The 22502-nt window shown below is 49.3% G+C and carries 19 protein-coding genes; 5 read left to right on the forward strand and 14 right to left on the reverse strand.

The features are described 5' to 3' along the window. Window positions 1–11 precede the first annotated feature (11 nt). From AC5I6P_RS02430 to AC5I6P_RS02475, 10 genes are all read right to left on the reverse strand, one after another. Window positions 12–236, reverse strand: coding sequence for a hypothetical protein (locus AC5I6P_RS02430; RefSeq protein ID WP_495692166.1), 225 nt, complete (start codon window positions 234–236; stop codon window positions 12–14). A gap of 204 nt (window positions 237–440) precedes the next feature. Continuing rightward, window positions 441–2189, reverse strand: coding sequence for an iron uptake porin (locus tag AC5I6P_RS02435; RefSeq protein ID WP_495692167.1), 1749 nt, complete (start codon window positions 2187–2189; stop codon window positions 441–443). Between the two features lie 140 nt (window positions 2190–2329). Further along, complete coding sequence (locus AC5I6P_RS02440) at window positions 2330–3325, reverse strand: ABC transporter permease subunit (RefSeq protein ID WP_495692168.1); 996 nt, start codon at window positions 3323–3325, stop codon at window positions 2330–2332. Next, window positions 3322–4875: a sugar ABC transporter ATP-binding protein gene (locus AC5I6P_RS02445; RefSeq protein WP_495692169.1), complete on the reverse strand. Its 1554-nt coding sequence runs from the start codon at window positions 4873–4875 to the stop codon at window positions 3322–3324. Before AC5I6P_RS02445 ends, AC5I6P_RS02440 begins: the two co-directional genes overlap by 4 nt. Window positions 4876–4896: 21 nt before the next feature. After that, window positions 4897–5895, reverse strand: a complete 999-nt coding sequence (locus AC5I6P_RS02450) for an ABC transporter substrate-binding protein (protein ID WP_495692170.1) — start codon at window positions 5893–5895, stop codon at window positions 4897–4899. Window positions 5896–6471: 576 nt separating this feature from the next. Beyond that, window positions 6472–6633: a cupin domain-containing protein gene (locus AC5I6P_RS02455; protein WP_495692171.1), complete on the reverse strand. Its 162-nt coding sequence runs from the start codon at window positions 6631–6633 to the stop codon at window positions 6472–6474. Beyond that, complete coding sequence (locus AC5I6P_RS02460; RefSeq protein ID WP_495692198.1) at window positions 6582–7028, reverse strand: helix-turn-helix domain-containing protein; 447 nt, start codon at window positions 7026–7028, stop codon at window positions 6582–6584. Before AC5I6P_RS02460 ends, AC5I6P_RS02455 begins: the two co-directional genes overlap by 52 nt. A gap of 15 nt (window positions 7029–7043) precedes the next feature. Then, complete coding sequence (locus AC5I6P_RS02465; protein WP_495692172.1) at window positions 7044–7925, reverse strand: EamA family transporter; 882 nt, start codon at window positions 7923–7925, stop codon at window positions 7044–7046. 25 nt (window positions 7926–7950) lie between these two features. Further along, window positions 7951–8394, reverse strand: coding sequence for a DoxX family protein (locus tag AC5I6P_RS02470; RefSeq protein WP_495692173.1), 444 nt, complete (start codon window positions 8392–8394; stop codon window positions 7951–7953). A 147-nt stretch (window positions 8395–8541) separates the two neighbouring features. Then, entirely contained in the window at window positions 8542–9273 is a 732-nt protein-coding gene (locus AC5I6P_RS02475) for an alpha/beta fold hydrolase (RefSeq protein ID WP_495692174.1), read from the reverse strand. Window positions 9274–9881: 608 nt separating this feature from the next. On the opposite strand from AC5I6P_RS02475, the gene tftA reads away from it, so the two are divergent. Beyond that, the gene (gene tftA, locus AC5I6P_RS02480; protein WP_495692175.1) at window positions 9882–11249 is read left to right on the forward strand and encodes a hormogonium tapered terminus morphoprotein TftA; all 1368 of its coding nucleotides are present in this window, start codon (window positions 9882–9884) and stop codon (window positions 11247–11249) included. A 51-nt stretch (window positions 11250–11300) separates the two neighbouring features. Here tftA and rlmN read toward each other — a convergent pair whose 3' ends face one another. Then, the gene (gene rlmN, locus AC5I6P_RS02485) at window positions 11301–12365 is read right to left on the reverse strand and encodes a dual-specificity RNA methyltransferase RlmN (RefSeq protein WP_495692176.1); all 1065 of its coding nucleotides are present in this window, start codon (window positions 12363–12365) and stop codon (window positions 11301–11303) included. 513 nt (window positions 12366–12878) lie between these two features. Between rlmN and AC5I6P_RS02490 the strand changes: the two genes are divergently transcribed. The 3 genes from AC5I6P_RS02490 (at window position 12879) to cobM (ending at window position 16474) form a co-directional block, all read left to right on the forward strand. Further along, a complete protein-coding gene (locus tag AC5I6P_RS02490; RefSeq protein WP_495692177.1) occupies window positions 12879–14459 on the forward strand; it encodes a PAS domain S-box protein in 1581 nt (526 codons plus the stop codon). Window positions 14460–14608: 149 nt separating this feature from the next. Continuing rightward, the gene (gene lgt / locus AC5I6P_RS02495; RefSeq protein WP_495692178.1) at window positions 14609–15463 is read left to right on the forward strand and encodes a prolipoprotein diacylglyceryl transferase; all 855 of its coding nucleotides are present in this window, start codon (window positions 14609–14611) and stop codon (window positions 15461–15463) included. Between the two features lie 150 nt (window positions 15464–15613). Next, window positions 15614–16474, forward strand: a complete 861-nt coding sequence (gene cobM, locus AC5I6P_RS02500; protein ID WP_495692179.1) for a precorrin-4 C(11)-methyltransferase — start codon at window positions 15614–15616, stop codon at window positions 16472–16474. A gap of 4 nt (window positions 16475–16478) precedes the next feature. Here the strand turns inward: cobM and argC are convergent, their stop codons facing one another. Then, the gene (gene argC, locus AC5I6P_RS02505; protein ID WP_495692180.1) at window positions 16479–17537 is read right to left on the reverse strand and encodes an N-acetyl-gamma-glutamyl-phosphate reductase; all 1059 of its coding nucleotides are present in this window, start codon (window positions 17535–17537) and stop codon (window positions 16479–16481) included. A 384-nt stretch (window positions 17538–17921) separates the two neighbouring features. On the opposite strand from argC, the gene ribBA reads away from it, so the two are divergent. Next, window positions 17922–19613 carry a bifunctional 3,4-dihydroxy-2-butanone-4-phosphate synthase/GTP cyclohydrolase II gene (gene ribBA / locus AC5I6P_RS02510; RefSeq protein ID WP_495692181.1) on the forward strand — a complete coding sequence of 564 codons (1692 nt, stop codon included), beginning with the start codon at window positions 17922–17924 and terminating at the stop codon, window positions 19611–19613. Between the two features lie 161 nt (window positions 19614–19774). Here ribBA and AC5I6P_RS02515 read toward each other — a convergent pair whose 3' ends face one another. After that, window positions 19775–20221: a DUF29 domain-containing protein gene (locus AC5I6P_RS02515; RefSeq protein WP_495692182.1), complete on the reverse strand. Its 447-nt coding sequence runs from the start codon at window positions 20219–20221 to the stop codon at window positions 19775–19777. A 277-nt stretch (window positions 20222–20498) separates the two neighbouring features. Continuing rightward, complete coding sequence (gene nblS, locus AC5I6P_RS02520; RefSeq protein ID WP_495692183.1) at window positions 20499–22472, reverse strand: two-component system sensor histidine kinase NblS; 1974 nt, start codon at window positions 22470–22472, stop codon at window positions 20499–20501. Window positions 22473–22502 lie beyond the last annotated feature (30 nt).

The following is a 22502-nucleotide window of genomic DNA, read 5'->3' on the forward strand; positions in this document are numbered from 1 at the left end:
CGTCGGCTGGGTTACCGCGGCAGCACGATCAGCGAACTTGCGTCAGGAATCGCGGCGATATCGTGAGCGTCAGGACCTAAGCCCAAGTTACACGCAAAGGGCGCAAAACAGGCACCCGCCGATTCAACCGCAGAAACTTTGGCAGCAGGAACGAGCTTAGCGCGAGTTCCTCCCAGCAGATCTGTAAACGAGACTAGAAAGAAATCTAACTTATGCGCTCTTATGCGCTTTAGCAAGGTCTGTCAGCGTTTGAGTTCTGGATGCAGTTCCAACCATTGTCACATCTCCAGCGATTCCTGCATTCAGTAAATCAAGCGCATTTAGATTAATTTGTAGTGGATGCTACTAATGTGATTGAGATTGTATTGAGTTTACAGAGGACGAGTTGTTTCTATGGATTAATCCGCTACACCCATTATCAAATTCGCTGCCGACCTGGTTTAAAACGCAAACACAGTTCTAAGTACTCCAATCACCACATCATTGTTATTTTCATTGAAATCTGGGTTAGTAATCCAAATTACTCCTGGCGTAATGGCAATGTTGTCATTTAAGCGATAGCGGTAAAAGGCTTCTAAGTGAAATGAAGGGTCGCGATCCTTCGGAGCTTCGCCCCGCGAATCGCGCGCTCCTAAATTGCTGCCCGCTAATTTTGGCTCTTGCCCTACCAACAGCCCGCCTAAGTTTCCTTCTTTAAACAAATCAGGAAACGCCAACGTAACCGCCCAATTCCACACGTCCCCTCTGCCTCTGTTAACGTAGTGATGATTGGCGTAGCCAACCCATCCCCCTAACGCAAATTTTGGTGAGAGTTGAAACGTACCGGAGATTCCGTAAGCGTTAATGCCGACTGCCGTTCCAAAGTTACTATTTGCCAAGTTGCTTCCCGTCGCACTCAAGTTGAATGGGTCGTCAGGCTGCAAATCGCTGGCAAACGGTGCATACGCATTAATGTAGGTAAAGCCAATCCGCGACGTTTGACTCAGGTTCACAATAAGTTGGGCTAAGGCTCCATACTGCCCGTTAAACAACCCATTCTTATCGCTGGGATTAAACGCATTTGGAACTAGATATCCTAAGTTCACTTCGGCAGCGTCGCCAAATCGGTGTCGCAGGCCAAACCCTGTACCCCCAGAGTAGTTATAAATTGGGTTACGCAACCCAAACAGCGACACTGCACCGCCATCAAAATAGGGGTTGAGTTGCGAAGACGCATCTAGATCAACGAATCCGTTTCCGGTTCCAGCGAGATAGCCATCGGTGTTGCTGCCGATCGGGAAGCGGTAGCGCAGTAAAGCAAGCCCGACTGTACCGCCGCTATCGCCATCAAACTCGACCCGCCCTTGGTTAGTGCCCAAAACGCCTAAACCGCGGACTCCAGTCGGGCTGGTTGGATCTGGTGTTGTGTCACCAAGCGGGACAACGTTGTTCGCTTGTAGGCGAGTGGTGAGCAAGTCGCGCCCATTGAAGCTGGTGTTGAGGTTCAAGCGCACCCGATAGCTCAGCGTCGGATTCCGTAGCGCTTCTTGTCCGTTGGCATTGTCGCCCGCAAGGACGCTAATTGCACCAAAAATAGCCTCACCTTGTAGCTTGGTTGTTGTGGAGAATTGTTGCCGCTCTACCGTGGCGCTTCGAGCTTCGAGGACACCTACCCGACCCCGCAATGTGGCGAGTTCAGCCGCAAATTCTTCTTGCAGCCTTTGCAAGCTTGCCAAGTCTTCTTGTTTGACCAGATTTGCAGTAGACGCTGCAATCAATTCATTCACGCGATCGAGACAGGCATTCAACCCTGCCGCAAATTCGTAGCGGGTCAAAGCGCGATTGCCACGATACGCCCGGTCAGGATATCCGGCGATACACCCATACCGCTCAACAAGAGATTGAAGCGCTTGAAAGGCCCAGTCAGTGGGTCGCACATCTGATAGTTGCGATACCGAAGTGACTTGATCCAGTTCTGGCTGATCTTGGCTCTGAGGTGCGGCGGGAATAATGTCGTTTGAGATCTCGTTTGAGGTTTGCTGAGTGATCAGTTGCGGAGACGGAGAAGTGGAGAGATGGGGATGAGGAGCGACTCCAGACACTTGCGGCGCGGTTTGTTCAGGTTGAGGCGAAGCGCCTAGGGCTGGAGGCACTAGAATGCAGCTAGTTGCTAGGGCAACGAGAGAGGCAAATGAATAGTGTTTTGACATTGTTTTTTATAGATTGAGAATTGATTTTTTATAGTTTTTGAGAACCGCAAAGTAGGTTCGTGAACTCAGAAAACGGTGGCTCCAGACTCCAATTTCTTCAAGAAATCGGAGTCTGCACAATTCTCAGCGATTCGTAGAGTTCATCGGGACGAGCGGCGGCGGAGTCTGTCGATCGTTACGGCGATGATGATCACTAAACCTTTGACAACCAACTGCCAGAAATAAGACATGTTGAGCAGGGTCAAGCCATTGTTGAGAACGGCAATGATTAACGCACCGAGCAACGTTCCCGGAATCGTGCCGATGCCACCCGTGAAGCTTGTGCCGCCCAAAATGACAGCCGCGATCGCGTCCAATTCATAGCCGTTTCCTAACAGCCCAGTGGCGCTATAGAGGCGACTCGAGCTCATGACGCCTGCTAACCCTGCCAGCAATCCGCTCACTCCGTAAACGAATAGGAGGACGCGATTCACTTTGATACCCGTCAGGCGCGCCGCGCGTTGATTACCGCCCACAGCGTAAATTTGCACGCCCAATACCGTCCGCCGCAGGATAAACCAACTCGCCAGCACTGTTAAGAGCGCAATTACAACCAGCCAGGGGAAAGGGCCCAAGTAGCTATTGCCGATCCAGGCAAAATTGAGATCCCGATTTAGCACCGTTGTGCCATTAGCAACAAGATAGGCAACTCCGCGCAGGGCCGTGAGTCCGCCCAATGTCACGATAAACGGCGGCAAATCCACAAAGGCGATTAGCACGCCGTTGAGCAAGCCTAGCAGCAATCCCGTCAGCAGCGCTGCCAGCACCGCCGCCCAGCCTAACCCTGGCACAAGCGAGGTCAATACGCCCACGACAGCAGACACGCCCAAAATCGAGCCAACCGATAAATCAATGCCTCCTGTCAGAATCACAAACGTCATGCCGGTTGCCAGCACGATGTTGATCGAGGCTTGCCGTAGAATGTTGACCACGTTTCCTGCGGTGGGAAAGTTGGGGGTCAGCACAGAAAACAGGATGCAGATTAGGATGAGAATCGGCAAGATTCCGAGTACCTGAATCCAGTTGTTCGCGGTTTTGCGCCGACCTGATGCACCGCGTGACCCATCCTTTAACGGTCGTAGTTCAGTTTGACTCATGATGCAGTAACCTCCGATGCGCCAGTGGCGTAAGCCATAATGTTTTCTTGAGTAATGGATTGACGAGTTGAGCCGCCAAGTTCGCCAACGAGCTGTCCTTCTCGCATCACCAGGACGCGATCGCTTAATCCCACGACTTCTGGCAGTTCGCTCGAGACCATCAGAACGGCAACGCCTTGTTTTGCTAGATCGCTAATAATCCGGTAAATCTCGCTCTTTGCACCGATGTCTACGCCCCGCGTCGGTTCGTCGAGTAGCAAGACTCGCGGCTTAATTGCTAGCCAGCGTGCCAGCAGCAATTTCTGCTGATTGCCGCCCGACAGATCCATAGCGCGAATTTCTAGGTTGGCGAGTCGGATATTCAAGTCTTGGACAGCATTTTTCGCAATTTTGCCGACCGACCCCCAGTTAATCACGCCTGCTTTAGCGTCCTGCTTCAGCATATTGAGGATGATGTTTTTGCCAGAACTCATTTCTAAGAACAACCCCTGGTCTTTGCGATCTTCTGGGACGTAGCCGATGCCCACCGCGATCGCATCTCCAGGGGAGCGAATGTTCAGCTTTTGACCATTGAGAAAGACTTCGCCACTCACTTTTGGGTCAGCCCCAAAAATCAGCCGCGATAGCTCTGTGCGTCCTGCGCCGACGAGCCCCGCTAGCCCAACAATCTCGCCAGCTCGTAGCACTAAATTAGTCGGCTGCACCTTACGACCATCGCTGATGTTGCGAACTTCTAGTACGACCTCACCGGGAGCCGTTTGTCGCTGATGTTCGTAGAAATCTTGCATTGGGCGACCGACCATCATTTGCACGAGCCGCTCTGGTGAAATTTCATGCCGATCAAGACTGCCAATGTATTGACCGTCTCGTAGCACGCTGACTCGATTTGCCAGCGCATACACTTCTTCCATCCGGTGGCTGATGTAGATAATCGCAATACCATCACTTCGTAGCTTGTGAATCACCTCGAACAAACGCTCAGTCTCGCGATCGGACAGCGCTGCTGTTGGTTCATCCATTACCAAGATGCGGCTGTTATCTTTTAACGCCCGAGCGATTTCAACCTGCTGTTGTTCTGCGATCGACAGGCTAGAAACCACATCATCGGGGGCAAAACTTGCGCCCAAACTTTGCAACACCCGCGCCGCTTCTCGCCGCATTCCTTCACGATCTAAAAGCTGTCCTTGCCGCAACTCACTGCCCATAAACATGTTTTCAGCAACGGTGAGATTAGGCGCGACATTTAGTTCTTGATAGATCAGATTAATGCCTGCTCGTCTTGCGGTTCCTGGATCGGTAATGTTGAGCGGTTGCCCATTGATCCAAATCTCGCCTTCATCTGCAATGTAGGCTCCAGCTAGAATTTTCATCAATGTGCTTTTACCTGCCCCGTTCTCGCCCATGAGTGCATGAACTTCGCCTGGGTAAATCGTGAGGTTGACGTTTTGCAGCGCAGGTACGCCATTAAATCGTTTGGTGATGCCCCGCATTTCTAAAACTGGCGTTGCGATCGGGGCATCAAGTGGCAACGGTTGTTGATTGGTTGTCATGAGCCATTCCTGAAATAAGGATTACTGCCAGGCTTTGTACTGGCTAACGTTGTCGCGGGTGATGAGCTTGACGGGAATCTGAATGTCGGGGTTGGCAGGTGGCTTGCCATACAAAATGTCGTTGCCGACCTGAACCGCTTTTTGCGTCATGCCCAACGGGTCTTGAGCTGCCGTGGCGACAAACAAACTAGATTTGTCCTTGATCGCGGACTTCGCTTCGGGTGCGCCATCAACGCCGACAATGAAAAACTCACTGCGCTTGGCTTGTCTAGCGGCGAGTTCTGCCCCGACGCCGCAGGGATCATTAATGGCAAAGACCGCATCAATTTTGGGAAACGATGTGAGTAAGTCGCTCATGACTCTCAATCCGCCATCCCGGCTGCCTTCAGCGTTCTGGTCTTTTGAGAGGACTTTAATATTGGGATATTTAGCGAATACCTGTTCACAGCCATCGACGCGATCGAACACCGACTGCACGGGTGGACCGTTCACAATTACTACGTTTCCTGTGCCTTTGAGGCGATCGGCGATGTATTGACAACTCACCTGTCCCGCTTGCAGATTATTAGAGGTGACAGTGGCATCCACTCCGCCGCCCGCGCCCGTGTCAACGGCGATGACAACAATTCCAGCTTGTTTGGCTTTCTCAACGGCAGGCGTAATGCCTTTACTATCCCCTGCGTTGAGCAGAATCAGGTTGGTATTGGCTGCAATAAAATTCTCGATTTGGTTGAATTGTTGATTCAGGTCGTATCCGCTTGAAACCACAGTCGTACGAACATTCTTGCCCCCGAGTTTTTTGGCTTCTGCCTCTGCACCCCGTCCCATTAATACAAAGAAAGGATTGCTGAGATCACCAACGGTGACAGCAACCGATTTCAGCTTGATATTTGGGTCTCCCTGGGTTGTCTGATTGGTGGGTGTACAACTGACCAAAATGCCGCCGACAAGACTCAAAATGGTCGTCGCAATAGCGCTGTGGCGAAGCACTCTGCGAGTTGCTAATTTATTCACGTCCATTTTTCTCCAACAACTCACTTCCAATAACTCACTGGATGAGAGTCAGCAGAATCTACATTGCGATCGAACGTTGAGCCAGATGTACATTATGTAATCCGACTCATGGCACTACCAGCATTTGCAATTTCAACATTTTGTAAACTAGTTTTGTCAATACAACTAGCAATACTAGTTGTATTGACAAATTAGATGTTTGAACAGGCACAAGCATAAACTTATGCCAATGCAAAAAAATCTTATTGTTAAATCATGTTTAGACAATGTTTGAACTTGCAAAAAACAGCTTTTAGCTAAAGCCCTTAATAATGAAGTGTTATGTATTTCGCAACACTGTATTCTGCATACTCTCTATAGCAATTATGGTGCGGCTTGCCAGAGATCTATCACATCTATCCTAATGGTTACATCTTAAGAGGTAGCGTTAACAACTATCGCTGAAAGCTTCTCTATCAGCTCGTTTACAGGTTTGTTTCAGCAAACAGAAATCGCTGGAGTTAACAAAAAGTAATTCTTTTTCATCACCTAGGGTAAATTCTGCATGTTGCGGATTGAAGCGATCGCGAGATCTAGAATTTATCACGATGATTCAACGTAGTGAATGATCGCTAAAAATCGAATGGGTAACTGAATCAGGTTTTCAGGGCCGTGGGGCACATCTCCCCGAAATGTAAGCGCATCTCCTGGCTCTAGCAGATAAGTATGCTGACCATGCCGATATTCAAGTTTGCCATCCAGCATGTAGATAAACTCAATCCAGAATGCTCGAAGGTGGGAAAGACCTCTGAGGCATCGTCCATGGTAATGAGGAATGGCTCAAATAGACGCCTCTGACCTTGTTCGTAAGCAAGCAAATGATAGGTGTGCCCGCATTTAGTTCCGCGTCGAACGACCTCCATTCCAACTCCATCTTTGACATGTTGCGCTCCGCCTACTGACATGTTGTAGTTGCGAAACAGCGTTGAGAGGGACACCCCAAATGCGCCAGCAAGTTTTGTTACGGTTTCTAAACTCGTTGACGTTTGAGCATTTTGAATTTTTGATAACATGCCACGAGAAATTCCGATCTGTTCGGCAACATCTGCGATCGTGAGTCCATGTTTCTGGGGAGTTCTCGAATGGTTGTGCCTAAATATCGGGCTAACGAATCGTTAACGAGTTGAAAGAGACGAGCCCGCTGCCGCGATCGTAACCAGCGCGATTGCGACGACAGCTTGCAACTCCAGGGTTTCTCGCAGAATCACAAACCCTGCGATCGCGGCTACAGCAGGTTCTAAACTGAGCAATACACCGAAGGTGTGCATTGACAAATGCCTCAGCGCTTCTAACTCTAGTGAATACGGAATCGCCGATGAAAGTAAAGCAACCCCAAATCCTAGCAACAGTATCTTGAAATTTAACGCGGCTAAACCAACGGTAAATAGATTGATGGGTAGAAGAATCATCGTTGCCACTGCCATCGCCAACGCCAATCCTACGCCACCTGATAAGGCACGACCTACCCGAACAGATAACAGAATGTAAGCTGCCCAGCACGCTCCTGCTAAAAGGGCAAGCCCGACTCCAACCGGATCGATACCTGCTCCATTGATCGGCGTTAACAGCAAAATTCCGATCGCTGCTAAAGCAACCCACAGCAGATCGAGTAGCCGACCAGAATTGAAGACAGCCACTCCCAAGGGTCCAACAAATTCTAACGCCACCGCAACGCCAATTGAAATTCGCTCAATCGCAAGATAGAACAGAAGATTCATGAGCCCAAGGGAAACACCAAATAAAATTAGTGCCCTAGAATGGGAACGAATTCTAATCTCAAGTTGCACTTCGTTGGAGCGTTGCCCCGCTAATCGCCATATTGCTACTAAAACGATCGCCGCAAATCCAACCCGCAGGAAAACAATGGTGATGGGGCTGATTTCGGTGAAGAGGGTCTTTGCGATGGCCGATCCAAGCTGAGTTGAACCAATTGAGAGCAACACAAAACCAGTGGGTGATATACCAGTCGGTGATGATATAGAGGGACGATTGGGCATTTCTAGGATGTGCGCCTCGGTAGAACTAATCGGACGATTCTACCGTTGATGCAACGTTGGATGCTCCAAGCTGTTGTTCAGGGTGACGTGTGTACCAGTATGCCCATGCAATCAGTACGGCCTGAAATGGGAGCCTTGCCCAATAAAGGGTTTGGCTTTGCGGAATGCCGTCGATCTTAATGTTGTGTACCAGCATGTAGATGTTGGCAGGAAACACAGCGATGAATAGCGCAATCAGTCCCCACGCAGCTGCGACGCTAACGATTGGAATCAATAAACCAATGCCTCCTAAAACCTCAAAGAAACCGCTTATATATACAGATGCAAATGGTGGAAACGGCGGCGGTACAATGCGAGCAAATTGATCTGGTTTCAGAAAATGGGTTATGCCAACAATAATAAGAGAAACGGCAAAAATGCCGCGAAGAATTTCTTTACGGCGATACTGTGGAGGGCGAGAAGAACGCATAACAAGAAATTCTAAACAGTACTGTTAAGCCAATTTGAAGGCTTATTCTTAGCAACTCTAAGTTAAATGGCTACTCATTTTGCTTACATCTACCTAAAGTAGTCTCTAAGAGCAACAGAGTATCAATGCTTTGCTTTAGTAATTGCTTTAGTAATTAAGTTGTAGCAGAGATTGCCGAGCCGATTGAGATTGCCAAAAGTCTAAAATCTGATCTCCAACAAGCTGCGGATGGAAATAGTGAAAGAAATGATGTCCATCTAAACATTCCCATAGCCTATCTTCTGGCTTCAACCAAGCTGCCCACTCAGTCAATGCAGAAGGATCGACAATCGGATCGGTTTTACTACCACAAACGAGCAGTGGCATGGACACCCCACCTTGAGGTAAGCGGTTTAACTTAAACAACGAATGGAGACTCGGAGAGCTTTCTAAATCAAGTCGAAGGACATGGATGATCTCCTTTACAGAGTAAGGTAGCTTCTGACCAAACAAACTGACCATCAGTTGACCTAAAACTTGAGTTTGGCTACAAGGTAGAAGTTGACGCTGTACGTAGTAATGAGCTTGCCAAGTGACGGCAGGCTGCGCTGAGACGGCGAGCAAGGTTAACGATTTGACTCGTTCGGGATAATAGCGGCTATAGAGCAATGCCACAATGCCGCTAATGCCGTGACCAATGAGATGAACAGGGTCATCTTGATGCTTAAGATACTGATGCAGAAGCGCGATCGCAGTCTCTACAGAACTTCCTTCATCTAGCGTCTGGCAATACTCCCACTGAGCAAGATTAGTTTGCGCTGCCAAGTAGCGCATCAGGGGCTGATTAAAATACTTGAGGCTTGGACTTGCGCTAATCCAAAGAGCCGTGGCCGTAGACATAAAACTCTCCGTTGATGAGTAAGGAATACCGAGCCAAGTTTACGATTCGTTTTCGATTTGGAATCAGACCTGTTTCGTTTTGGCAGGAGCAGAATCCTACCTTATCGGGACTGATGCAAAGGTTTTTGATTGGCAATGCCTCAGTCCTGCTTGTTCTATTCGCTTATTGAACTTGTCTTTCGATAAACTAACCGCATCTTACCATTCCTATTGAGAAGTAATGTCACTAAAACAATATGAATTTATATAAATAAAAGCTCTGAAACTTTCTCTGTCTTCGATTTTGAGGAATTTTAACACTAGAAAGAATTCTGAATTTATCTTGAATCGTTCTGTTTTGTTAGTTTCAAGTTGCTATAGAGTATCAACAACGAGCCATTTCTGAAAAATCGTTGAAATGACTGTAGGTTAAGTGAGACTTTAGTTGCTTCAATTCCAGAAACCTCCTTGCCCTGATTCCCTCCTTGCCCTGATTCCATTCGTCAGGCACTGACCTCAACTCACCTTCAGAATACCTTTGAGAAGATTTCTCACAACTGACTGGTAAGTTTTAGGTCATAAATGGTGAGCCTACGAGAGAATAATGAACGACGTACGCTAAACGACCGATGGGACGAATTTTTATTTCAGCAGGACATGGCGATCGCATCAACGGCATCACCGACCCCGGTGCAGTCGTTGGAGGCACAACCGAAGCGAGAGAAATGATTCTCCTACGAGATTTTGTGGTAGCGGAGTTGCGATCGCGGGGTGTAGAAGTGTTGACTGTGCCTGACACACTCAATCTATCGCAGTCCATTGATTGGATTAATGCTCGCGCCCGTCGGGACGATGTTGCGGTCGATTTGCGGGCAGATGCGTTCTCTAACCCAAGTGTGCGCGGGGCAACGGCCTACTACATTACCAATAACGACCAGCGCCGCAAAAATGCCGAACTTGTGTTGCTGTCCCTGATTCGGCGCGTTCCTCAGTTGCCGAGCCGAGGCGCAAAACCCGATAGCGATACAGGACTCGGAAGCCTACCGTTCTGCCGATTGACCGTTCCGCCATCGCTGGTGTTAATTGTTGGATTTTTAACCAACCCTGACGATCGCTTCATCATCCAAAATCAGCGGCGAGATCTAGCGCTAGGAGTTGCCGATGGCTTGATTGCCTGGAATCGCGTGGTTTCTGGGGTTCCAACTCCATCTCCGACCCCGACTCCCACGCCCGCAACTTATGAGGCAATCGATATTAGTATTAACAATCAGGCCTATGCGGATCGAGGCATTTTAGTCAGTGGCAACGCCTACATTCCAATCGATTTAGTCGATCGCTTGGGAGTCGATTTGTCAAAAGCGCCTAACGTCACCCGCATTAACTATCGACAAATTGTGTTTGTCAAGGCGGTTGAGCTTCGTGACTATAACGTTTCTGTCGCTTGGAATGCTCAAACTCGAACCGTGCTCCTACGATCGATTCTAAAAATTTGTCCCGGAACGATCGATCGAATCATGGGAATTGGGGCCACGACTGAAGTTCAGCTCAATCTCTTTCTCAGAAATAATAATGATGCGGCGCTAAACCAGTTTCCTGATATCGCCAAGCTCTACCGCGAAGAAGGCAGCATTGAAGGCGTGAATTACGATATTGCGTTTGGACAAATGTGTTTGGAAACGAATTATCTCCGCTTTGGCGGCGATGTCCAGCCCAGCCAAAACAACTTTGCAGGCATTGGGGATGTGGGCGGCGGCCCGCAAGGAGCATCATTTCCAAGTGCCAGAATTGGCGTGAGAGCGCACATTCAACAACTAAAAGCTTATGCCAGCACAGAACCGCTCGTTCAGGAAGTCGTCAGTCCGCGATTCCGGTTTGTAACGCGCGGAATTGCACCCTTGGTTGACCAACTGAGCGGACGCTGGACTGCCGATCCAGAATATGGCACAAAAATCAAAGCGATCGTCAGAAAACTCTACGAATCTGCTCAAATCTTGTAGCACAATTGGCGCGGGGTAACCTGCTCGCGCCAATCTGCAAACGTTCAGAATTTATACTTTATTAGCGTAGGATGCCCGCAATTGACCGCAAGCGGCATCGGCTTCTAGCCCCCGCGATCGCCGCACGCTGACCGCTACGTGTCGCGCTTTCAAAGCATCCATAAACGATTGAAGGCGACGCTGATCGGGGCGCTGATAGTCAGCTTCGCTGATCGGATTGTAGGGAATCAAATTGACGTGGCTTTGAAATCCGCGCAGATGCTCAGCCAGCTCGATGGCCTGTTCCATCCCATCATTCACGCCCGCCAGCACAATATATTCAAACGTGACTCGCCGCCCTGTGATTTTGACATAGTCGCGGCACTCATCGAGCAATGCGTCTAACGGATACTGCCGAGCGCTAGGAATGAGTTGTTCTCGCAGGGATTGATTCGACGCATGTAGGCTCACTGCTAGGGTGGATTGCAAGTGATGCTCCGCTAATTTACGGATGCGACCGGGAATGCCGACGGTAGAAATGGTGATGAGTCGTTGTCCGATGCCAATATCTTCGTTCAGCGATCGCACGGCCTCCAACACGTTCTCCGTATTTAACAACGGCTCTCCCATGCCCATAAACACCACGTTCGACACGCGCTGTCCAAACACTTCTTGAACCGTTAGCACCTGATCAACAATTTCGTGCCGCTCTAGGTTGCGCTTGAAGCCACCTTTGCCCGTCGCGCAGAAGTCGCACGCCATTGGACAGCCCACCTGCGAGGAGACGCAAACCGTCAGTCGCTTCTCCGTCGGAATGCCAACAGTTTCAACGATCTGTCCGTCTGTTAATTTTAGTAAAAGCTTGATCGTGCCATCTAAAGCCTTTGCTTGATAGTGGATCTGCGATCGCCCGATCGGAAAGGTGGCTAACTCCGCTCGCCATTGTTTTGGAAATACCGAGATGTCAAGGAGCGATCGCGCTCCCTTCTGATAAATCCATTGGTGGAGTTGCTTGCCCCGATACGCAGGTTGCCCATACTGCTCAACCCACTTGGTTAACTGGGCGAGCGATGCACCCAGCAAGGGAACCTCTGAGACTTGCTCTACGGAGTCTATCGACGCTAACTGCTGAATCACAACTAAGAAAACCCTGCTGAAATTGTATTCACCTGTGAAGGCAATGTCTTTCTGTGCAATCCTCTATATTAGCGCTTTCGGTGGATACGGATAGCTTTATCTAAAAAATTCGTGATTTATACATTGGTACTTGTGAAATCACTTACTTCTTTTTAGAAAACTTTTTAGTCTGTTTTGAGCATAATCCGTGAAATCCCCGCTTCCGATCTAGCTATCCTAGTAGAGACTGAGATGAGTTTCAAAGCGGAATAATTTAAGAAGTGAATTTACTCAGGGTGTTAATGCCTAGAAACTTAGTTCAAGGCAATAAAAAGGATGAGATGCGAATTTGAATCTACGGCTAAAGCATTTCGGTAAATTCAAAATCCTGCTTTATTAAATACGCCTACAACCTTGAATGTGTTCTCGTTGACACGGAGTGGCTCAAGCGCTGGAGAATACCATCCCCTCACGCGCTGGACGATCATTTCGCTTTTGTCCTTTATCGCTGACCAGGCTGGTTGACCTGTTACGATGTCTACTCAACAAATGCACGAACAATTGCTTCGGATCGGTTCAGTTGAAATTAGCTTGCGCCAATCGGAAGAGCTTTTTCGAGCCTACGTCGAATCCGCCAATGATATGGTCTATACCCTCGATTTAGAGGGCGCAGTGACCTACATGAATTCCTACGGACTCAAGTTGCTGGGCTGCTCCTCTAGTGAAGTGCTAGGGCGTTCTTACTTAGAGTTTGTCTCTCCTCCGTACCGAGAAAAAACAGCGCAAGCCTTCAGTAGTCTAATCCAGACCGGGGAACTGCGCGATTTTGAGTTCGTTGTGCAATCGTCAGAAGGGTCTGAGCTTTATCTTGAAGTCAACGGACGGCTTCTGTACCGTGATAATGAATTGATTGGCGGCATGGGCATTGGTCGAGATGTAACGGAGCGCAAATACATTGAGCAGGAATTAAAGATGTTTTCGCGGGCAGTAGAATCTGCCTACGACAGCACCACCATCACCGATCTAGACGGCAAAATTCTCTATGCTAATTCTGCCACGGGTCGAATTTTTAGTTGGCAGCCAGAAATGCTATTGGGCGCTCATGCGGCGGTTTTCTTTCCAGAGCGAAAGCAAACCGAGTGGCTGATCGAACAAGCGATCGCGGTGCGAACCTCTGGAGGAATTGCCGAGGGCTGGAGTGGTGAAGTGACGTGCAACCGCCGAAACGGCGATACGTTTCCAGCGTTGGTGTCGGTCGGACCAATTTTAGACGAAAAAAATAGAGCAACGGCTGTTTCAATCATTACCCGTGATATCACGCAGCAGAAAAATGATGAAGCGGAACTAGCGGCTAAGAATTTAGAGTTAGAACGGGCGAGTCGGCTCAAGTCTGACTTTTTGGCAAACATGTCCCACGAACTCCGCACTCCCTTGACCTCGATTTTGGGGTTCTCTTCGATTCTTCAAAAACAAATTTTTGGCGATCTCAATCCCAAACAGCAACTTTATATTCATCAGATTAATCAGAGCGGTCAGCATTTGCTGGGCCTAATCAACGACGTGTTGGATCTGTCCAAGGTGGAAGCCGGGCAGCTGCGGTTAGACATTGCTCCCCTAGTTGTGAGCGAGTTGTGCGAAAGCACGATCGCGATCATTGATGAACAAGCCAAGATACGAGATTTGACAGTTAACTACTCGATTCAACCTAATTTAGAACCTTTGATGGCAGATGAATTGCGGGTTCGGCAAATGCTGCTCAATTTACTGTCAAACGCCATTAAATTCTCTGAAGATGGAGGAGAAATTGGCCTAGATGTGAGGATGCATGAGGAGGGCTTGCACCTAACAGTTTGGGATACTGGAATTGGCATTCCTCACGATAAGCAGCATCTTCTGTTCCAACCCTTTCAGCAGATCGATGGGTCGCTCTCTCGCCGCCATGAAGGAACTGGACTGGGATTAGCCCTGACGCGTAAGTTGGCTGAATTACACTCTGGAACGGTGAAAATGCAGTCTATTGAAGGTGAAGGCAGTCAATTTACAATTTGCTTGCCGATGAATTTGCACCAGACTGTCTCGATCGGAACGATTATGATTGAGCCAAACCGGAGATAGGCTGTGCTTCGCAAGTCCTAGCAGGGGGTTGAGTCAAAAGTCACAACGCTTGGCAGGAGTGAGTTGATGGGAATTTGAGAGGACAGAGATGTTAAGGTAGCTATGCTCAAGCGATTAGTCTAGAGCATTACTCCCAAGACAAGTCACTCATGCTTTCTGATTCTGTTCTGGCATTTGAATTTAGATCCCCCGGTTCAATTTTGGTTGAATGGGGACCTTTAGTAATTCGTTGGTATGGCTTGCTGATTGCGTCCGCTGTGCTGATTGGCGTTACGTTATCTCAACGGCTGGCTGCCAAGCGGCAGGTTGATCCAGAGGTGCTGAGCGATTTGGCGGTTTGGCTAGTCTTGGCTGCCATTCCGAGCGCTAGGCTCTACTATGTGTTGTTTCAGTGGCAGGAGTATGCCGCTAACCCCAGCAAAATTATTGCCATTTGGGAAGGTGGCATTGCCATTCATGGTGCCATTTTAGGAGGCATTATTGCGGCCTTAATTTTTGCCCGGTTGAAGCAGGTGGCGTTTTGGCAACTTGCCGATCTGGTGGCTCCCTCGCTGATTTTGGGACAGGCGATCGGGCGATGGGGCAATTTCTTCAACTCCGAAGCGTTTGGCGATCCAACTGATTTACCCTGGAAATTGTATATTCCCCCTGAGCGCCGTCCTCCTGGACTTGACGCGCAATACTATCATCCTACGTTTCTCTATGAATCCCTTTGGGATCTCATGGTATTTGCAGGACTCATTACGCTGTTTATTCGGGATCTCAATGGGAAACCTCGCCTGAAGGTTGGAACGCTGGCGTTGGTCTATCTAATTGGCTACAGTTCGGGTCGGTTTTGGATTGAAGGCTTACGCACCGACAGTTTGATGCTGGGCGGGTTGAAAATAGCTCAGTTGGTGAGCTTGGGCGCGATCGCATTCGGCACATTGGGGCTAATCTGGCTCTATCGGTTGCGTCGCCCGCTGCCCGATGTCGTTCCTTCTGAGCGCGGATTCTCTCGGTAATGTCTTTTACCTCTAAGAAATAACCCTAGAGCATTGCTCTAGGGTTTAAGTCAGGGTGCATCTACCACTCTATTCTTCCCGCACACTGGTAGAAATCCGGAAAGAATAACAGCAAAAAAGCAAGGTTTGCTACTCCACACGATGGTACGTATGACAAATAATAATGGCGAAGTGTTGAATCGGTTGAAGCCCGGTGTGTATATTGTCGGCGCAGGTCCTGGCGATCCAGAACTTCTGACGATTAAAGCTCAGCGATTATTGAGCCAGGCCGACGTGATTTTATTTGCCGATTCGCTAGTGCCCAAACAGATTCTGCAAAGCGTGCGATCGGACGCTGAACGTATTGGGACGGCAAACAAAACGCTAGAAGATATTTTGCCGATCATGATGGATCGAGTGCGATCGGGAAAATCAGTCATCCGGCTTCACTCTGGCGATCCTTGTCTCTATGGGGCAGTGCAAGAACAAATGCAAGCTCTCCTAGAAGCTGACCTACCGTTTGAAGTGATTCCTGGCATTAGCGCGTTTCAGCTGGCCTCAGCTCGACTACGAGTAGAACTAACGGTTCCGGGACTCGTGCAGTCCATTATTTTGACCCGCATCAGTGGACGCACTCAGGTTCCCGAGCCTGAAGAACTCGCCTCTCTCGCGGCCCATCAAGCAAGTTTGTGTCTGTATCTAAGTGCCCGACATGTGGAAGCGTCGCAAGCCAAACTGATGCAGCACTATGCGGCAGATACGCCGGTAGCCATCTGTTTTCGACTCGGCTGGTCGGATGAGAAGATCTGGTTAGTGCCGCTTCATCAGATGGCAGAGGTGACTCGGAACGAGGACTTGATTCGCACCACGATGTACGTGATTAGTCCAGCTTTAGCGGCTCCGACTGTGCCAGCAGAGTATCGATTTGAGAACGGCAATCGCGATGAAGGACAATTCCAAGGAAAGCTCGCGCCACGATCGCGCCTCTACAACCCCGACCACTCTCACTTATTCCGACAAGAGCGTCGTTGATGGTTTAGGGATAGAAACTTAGCTTGGGTAACCCCAACGTTTCATCCCATCCCATCATTAGATTCAGACATTGAATCGCTTGTCCAGCCTGACCCTTCAGCAAATTGTCGATCGTCGCCATCACAATCACCCGCGCCGTTCGCGGATCAACCTCAATGCCGATGTAGCAAAGGTTCGTGCCGTTCGCCCACTTTGTTTTAGGGTACACCCCGCTAGGCAATAGCTTTACCCACGGAGAAGAGCGGTAGAACGCTGTGTAGATCGTGAGCAAATCTTCTCGCACCAGTCCTGGGTCTCGCAAGGTTGCATAAACCGTGGCAAGAATTCCACGCACCATCGGCACTAAATGCGGCGTAAACTGCACCAACACTTCATGCCCCGCGAGATCACTACAGACTTGCTCGATCTCTGGCGTGTGATGATGGCGTGTCACATTATAAGCGCCGAGAGAATTGTCTGCTTCTGCCAGAAGCAATTCCACCTTGGGTTGACGACCGCCGCTAGAGGCCCCGGCTTTGGCATCAATAATGGCCGTTTCTGGAATGATTAAGCCTTGTTTGAGCAACGGCGAGAGCGCCAGCAAACTCGCGGTCGGGTAAGAGCCAGGACAACCGACTAACTGAGCGTCAGAGATGCGATCGCGATACAACTCGGGCAAGCCATAAACCGCCGTTTCTGCGACATCATGATCCGTTCGTTCAATCCGATACCAATGGCGATACACGCTCAAATCAGAGAAGCGGTAGTCTGCTGAAAGGTCTAGCACTTTGCAGCCTTTCTCTAGAAGCTGAGGAGCCATTTTGCACGCAAGCCCCGTTGGCAGTGAGAGAAACACGACCTCACACCGCTCAGCAATTTGCTCTAGGTCAATGGGTTCGATCGTCTGATGAATATGATGAAATAAATGCGGGTAGAGGTTTGAAAACTCTCGTCCTGCACTCGCGTCACCGCCTAAATAGGCTAACTCTAGCTGTGGGTGATCCATCAACAACTGGACTAACTGCACCCCGCCGTAGCCGGATGCCCCAATCACACCGACGGGTATACGCCCTACATCACCCATGTTTCTCGACCCTTACGACGTGGAATCGCTATTCTGCTGCATTGTAATGCTGAACCCGCAATTGTCAAAGCAGATTTTTAGCTTGAAGCCTAATTTAACTGCCTCTCAACATAAAGCCGTCAGTCCGCTAGTATAAGAACACAGAAGGGTAGCGATCTAGCTTCACAACGCGCTTGAGAATCAAAGTACGCAAAGACTAGAAACTTAGAATTGACTGGCACGCTAGCGACGGAATTCTAGTGGCAACGTCTCAGCAAACGCTTGCTCTACTCCTAGCTCTCCACGCCAAAGAATTACAATTCAGTGATAAATTAAGTCTCCAAAGTCGAAACAATTATAATCGTCACATACGCCTGCTTCAAGAAACTTTACGGTGTAGTAGCCTTGAACTTCTCTGTTAAATCGTCTCAACCCCCCTTTAGCCAGCCGTTTACTTTTGACTCGATCGGCGATGCTTTGATGGACCTCAAAGCGGGACGATCGATCGTCGTCGTTGACGATGAAAATCGAGAAAACGAGGGAGATGTGATCTGTGCCGCGCAGTTTGCCACTCCCGACATGATCAATTTCATGGCAGTCCAAGCAAGAGGACTGATCTGTCTGGCGATGACTGGCGATCGCTTGGATGAACTCGACATTCCATTAATGGTGCGCGAAAACACTGACAGCAATCAGACGGCGTTTACCGTGAGTATCGATGCGTCTCCTGCCGTCGGCGTCACCACGGGTATTTCTGCTGAAGATCGCGCTCGAACCATTCAAGTCACGCTCAACCCGATGAGTCAGCCCAATGATTTGCGTCGTCCGGGTCATGTGTTCCCCATTCGAGCAAGAGAAGGGGGAGTGCTAAAGCGGGCAGGTCACACCGAAGCAGCGGTTGACTTGGCGCGTTTGGCAGGGCTTTATCCGGCGGGAGTGATTTGCGAGATTCAAAATCCCGACGGTTCGATGGCGCGGCTACCCGAACTGATTAAGTACTCGCAAACGCACAACCTAAAGATCATTAGTATTGCGGACTTAATCAGCTATCGGCTCCAGCACGAGCGTTTTGTGTGCCGAGAAACAGTAGCAGATATGCCCTCTGAGTTTGGGCAATTTCAGATCTACGGCTATCGAAATCTCCTCGATAACTCCGAGCATGTTGCGATCGTCAAAGGCAACCCCGAAGACTTTAAGGGACACCTTGTGATGGTGCGAGTCCACTCTGAATGCCTCACGGGCGATGCCTTGGGGTCGCTGCGCTGCGATTGCCGAATGCAGCTTCAAGCCGCCCTCAAAATGATTGAAAATGCGGGCTTGGGTGTAGTGGTTTATCTGCGTCAGGAGGGGCGCGGAATTGGTTTGGTCAACAAACTGAAAGCGTATTCTTTGCAAGATATGGGACTCGATACCGTAGAGGCAAACGAGAAGCTCGGCTTTCCAGCAGATTTGCGCGACTACGGTGTGGGCGCACAGATTCTCAATGATTTGGGGGTGCAGAAGATTCGATTAGTGACCAATAATCCGCGCAAAATTGCTGGGCTGAAGGGCTACGGGTTAGAGATGGTCGATCGCGTTCCCCTCCTGATCGAAGCAACGTCCCATAATGTGAACTACCTCACCACTAAAGCCGAAAAGCTGGGGCATCTCTTTCTTAGAACCTATCTGGCAACGGTAGCCATTCATTTGCCTTGCGAGTTGGGGTCTGTGACCGAGCGCTATGAGTTGCTAGATAAACTTCGCTTCGTTGCCAAGACCTACGATTTGATGTTGCAAGAAGAGACGCGACCCGTAGCGGCAGCGCTCTTTGGGCCAGCGACACTGATTTTCAATCTAGGATTTGAGCAAATGCTGTTCGAGAATGTCGAGTGGTATCGCACCAACAGTTCGTTTACCCGCGCGATCGCTCAAGTTCTCGACAACATCATCTCTGGCTTAGCGATCGACAAGCTAGAGTTTCTCATCTCTTCAGGGTCAGATCCGCTCACCGGATTGCAGGTGCAACTCGATCGACAAACGTTCTCGCTCAGTCAACAGCCATCCTCAATTTGCGATGTGCTAGAAACTCAAACGATCTACAGTTTCTCGAACGACTGACTTGATCAGAGCGTCAATGCCTAGCGATTGCGCTGCCGAACTCTCAAGGATTGCGGACACTGGCTTCAAACCAGTGTCCGCAATCAGCTTAATCGAGGGGGTGCAGCACAAGGCTGAACGGCAGCGTAAAGACCGAGATAAGGCACATAGCCATCGCCCGTCTACCCAAGGCGATGGTTGCTATCTGGCAACCAATCTTCATCCAATACTAACTCTAGGGGATAGGGACACGCCTCTGGGAACCCTGACTCGATACTAGTCTGCTTAGCAGCTTGGCGGCGTGCCCGTTGGTAACTCTCTTCAAGTTGCTTTGTAGGATAGTTCTTGAGGCTGGGACTATCCGCGATCGCAAGTTCAATTTGGGTGCGAGCATCTGTGATGGAATCTAGCCAGCTATCTGATCGACGCTGCGGTTGGTATTGCCACTTAAGCAAATGCAGTAGAAGACGAGTGAGTTGACTGGCAATCCCCCGCCGTTCACTCTTGCCCAAGTCCTCAACCTCCTCGATTAAATGCGTCATGTCGAGTTCATGCCAACGGCGCTCTCGTAATAGCTGCGCTGTTTGGTCAATCCACAAATTGAAATCTGCCGAATATGTTTCGTTCATGGCTTGTCTTCTACTGACAACGCAGCATCACTGGCTGTCTACAGCACCTCAATCGTAATGATCTGATCAGTACCCATAGCAGGAGGTTTTAAAGATTTGCTCAATCACAGCCAAATTAAGTCAGCAATCGTAAATTCAAACTTGAAAGGGACTTTTTGCAGTGTCTTTTGGCATTGCCTATTTCTATCGTATTGAATCTATGCTTCAGAAGCTGACAATACATTAAGGGTTGTCAAGATCGAGTAATATCCAGGTAATTCAGGAGAACTGATCGGGTTTAGGAAACAACCGGGCTGATTGTAGCGGCCTCAACATCTACTGTATGAGTGGAGTTGGCATGAATCGCATCAACGGGTCTTTCTTCAAAAACAGCCAGGTCAAACCAGAACGTGGTACCAACGCCAACTTCACTCGTTAAGCGAACCTGACTGCGGTGACGATCGATAATATTTTTCACGATCGATAGCCCTAATCCAGTTCCTTCCAACGTATGGACACGGTTTTCTACCCGGAAAAAGCGATCGAAAATCGCTTCTTGATCCACTGCATCAATGCCAATGCCGGTATCTGAAATTTCAACTCGAACTTGTGGGTTGATGTTCCCTTCAGCCTGATCGACAGCATAGGCTCGAAGCACAACTTTACCGCCTGCTTCGGTAAATTTCAAAGCATTGCCAACGAGATTTGTGAAGACCTGAAGCAATAGATCGTAGTGGCCGTATACCGCAGGTAAATCAGGCTGAACGTCCTGAAGCAACTCAATTCCCTTGTCTTTTGCATTCAGTTGATATGTGCGAAGGGTCTGCTCGATCGGTTGCAGCAAATCTACAGCTTCAAACGTGTAAATCTTGCAGGATTCTAGGCGCGACAGATCGAGGACATCGTTCACCAATCGAGTCAGTCGATCTGTCTCTCGGTTTGCGGTTTCTAAAAATTCGTGCTTTTCGGATTCGCTCAGTTCCTCGCCGTACTCGTGGAGGGTTTCGATAAACGATTTGATGTTAAAAAGAGGCGTCCGTAACTCGTGAGACACATTGCTGATGAACTGACTTTTCGCTTCGTTCAGTTCTGCTTCGCGCGTAATGTCTTGAATGGTGACGGCCACTCCTTTGACATTCTCTCTCACTGGATCAGCAACTGCATTCAGCAGAATTCGCAGAGTCCGATTGCTCGGTTCGGTTAGCGTGATGCGAAATTCGGCCTCTTCGCGGAGTTCGCCTTTTGCCATTTGGTAGAGTGGGCGAGTCAGTTCGATTTGAACCGGAACAGGTAAGCAGTAGAGGGCATTTTCTTCTTCGATCGCTTTGTTGTCCCACCCAAAGATATGACGGGCCGTAGGATTGACCAGAACAATCTGAAGATTGGTATCGAGCAGAATAGCTCCATCTGCGATCGTAGAAACCAGTGTCTCCAGTTTGGCTTTCTCGGCGGTCAATTCCTCGATGTTTTGCTCTTCGTAGCGCTCTAACCGCTCTGCCATGTCATTGAAACTGGCAATTAGTTCACTCAGTTCGACCCCTGCCCCGACGGGCAAATCGACTCGCTGCTTGAAGTTGCCTTTAGCAATATTGCGAACGCCCACCACCAATTCTTGAATCGGTTTCGTGATTTGCAGCGCGTTAAACACTGCCCCTAGAATGACCATCACCCAGATGGAAACAAACACGGCAACCGTGACATCTCGCGTCAGATGGGATGATGCGGCTACGGTGGGATTGGGGTTAGTTCCGATCGCGAGAACGCCGAGATAGTTGCCTTCATAGACCAGAGGCACAAACACATCCGTCACTTCACCATCGGGGGTCAAGTGCTGCCGCACCATCGGTAAATCCGAGTGTTCCGCAAAATTCTCTGGAAGCTGAATCCGTCTCCGAATCGTCAGCGAGTTTTGAACTTCCGAATCGGAAAAGGGAATGCCAAAAAAAATGTTGCCATCGGCATCGGCATAGAGCATGTAGCGCACGCTGGAGGTGCTGCTGTAGAACCGATGAGAAAAGCGGGCTAACTCTGTGCGATTGTCCTCTCCGACTAGCGGCGCAACGTTGGCTGCCAGCAAAAGTCCTAAATCGCTACCAAAGCGGGTATCGTTCGCACGGGCATCCGCTTGAATGGTGTTGACTGCCCAAAACGTCAACCCGCTCATAATAATTGACACCACCAGCGTTGCGGCTGCCATCAGTTTGGTCTGAAGGCTAAACCTTGCCCACCAGCGAGTGAGAATATCCCGAATCATTTTGATGAGAGAAACCAAGGCTCTAAGAGATGGGGGATCAAGACACAC

It is taken from the genome of Myxacorys sp., assembly GCF_059501405.1.

What these genes read in the sequence shown, in the direction of transcription:
- cobM (WP_495692179.1), top strand. Translation starts at nt 15,614, where the DNA reads ATGACAAATAATAATGGCGAAGTGTTGAATCGGTTGAAGCCCGGTGTG.
- AC5I6P_RS02450 (WP_495692170.1), bottom strand. Translation starts at nt 5,895, where the DNA reads ATGGACGTGAATAAATTAGCAACTCGCAGAGTGCTTCGCCACAGCGCT.
- AC5I6P_RS02455 (WP_495692171.1), bottom strand. Translation starts at nt 6,633, where the DNA reads ATGCTGGATGGCAAACTTGAATATCGGCATGGTCAGCATACTTATCTG.
- AC5I6P_RS02470 (WP_495692173.1), bottom strand. Translation starts at nt 8,394, where the DNA reads ATGCGTTCTTCTCGCCCTCCACAGTATCGCCGTAAAGAAATTCTTCGC.
- AC5I6P_RS02435 (WP_495692167.1), bottom strand. Translation starts at nt 2,189, where the DNA reads ATGTCAAAACACTATTCATTTGCCTCTCTCGTTGCCCTAGCAACTAGC.
- AC5I6P_RS02515 (WP_495692182.1), bottom strand. Translation starts at nt 20,221, where the DNA reads ATGAACGAAACATATTCGGCAGATTTCAATTTGTGGATTGACCAAACA.
- AC5I6P_RS02440 (WP_495692168.1), bottom strand. Translation starts at nt 3,325, where the DNA reads ATGAGTCAAACTGAACTACGACCGTTAAAGGATGGGTCACGCGGTGCA.
- AC5I6P_RS02465 (WP_495692172.1), bottom strand. Translation starts at nt 7,925, where the DNA reads ATGCCCAATCGTCCCTCTATATCATCACCGACTGGTATATCACCCACT.
- AC5I6P_RS02490 (WP_495692177.1), top strand. Translation starts at nt 12,879, where the DNA reads ATGTCTACTCAACAAATGCACGAACAATTGCTTCGGATCGGTTCAGTT.
- AC5I6P_RS02475 (WP_495692174.1), bottom strand. Translation starts at nt 9,273, where the DNA reads ATGTCTACGGCCACGGCTCTTTGGATTAGCGCAAGTCCAAGCCTCAAG.
- tftA (WP_495692175.1), top strand. Translation starts at nt 9,882, where the DNA reads ATGGGACGAATTTTTATTTCAGCAGGACATGGCGATCGCATCAACGGC.
- argC (WP_495692180.1), bottom strand. Translation starts at nt 17,537, where the DNA reads ATGGGTGATGTAGGGCGTATACCCGTCGGTGTGATTGGGGCATCCGGC.
- AC5I6P_RS02445 (WP_495692169.1), bottom strand. Translation starts at nt 4,875, where the DNA reads ATGACAACCAATCAACAACCGTTGCCACTTGATGCCCCGATCGCAACG.
- lgt (WP_495692178.1), top strand. Translation starts at nt 14,609, where the DNA reads ATGCTTTCTGATTCTGTTCTGGCATTTGAATTTAGATCCCCCGGTTCA.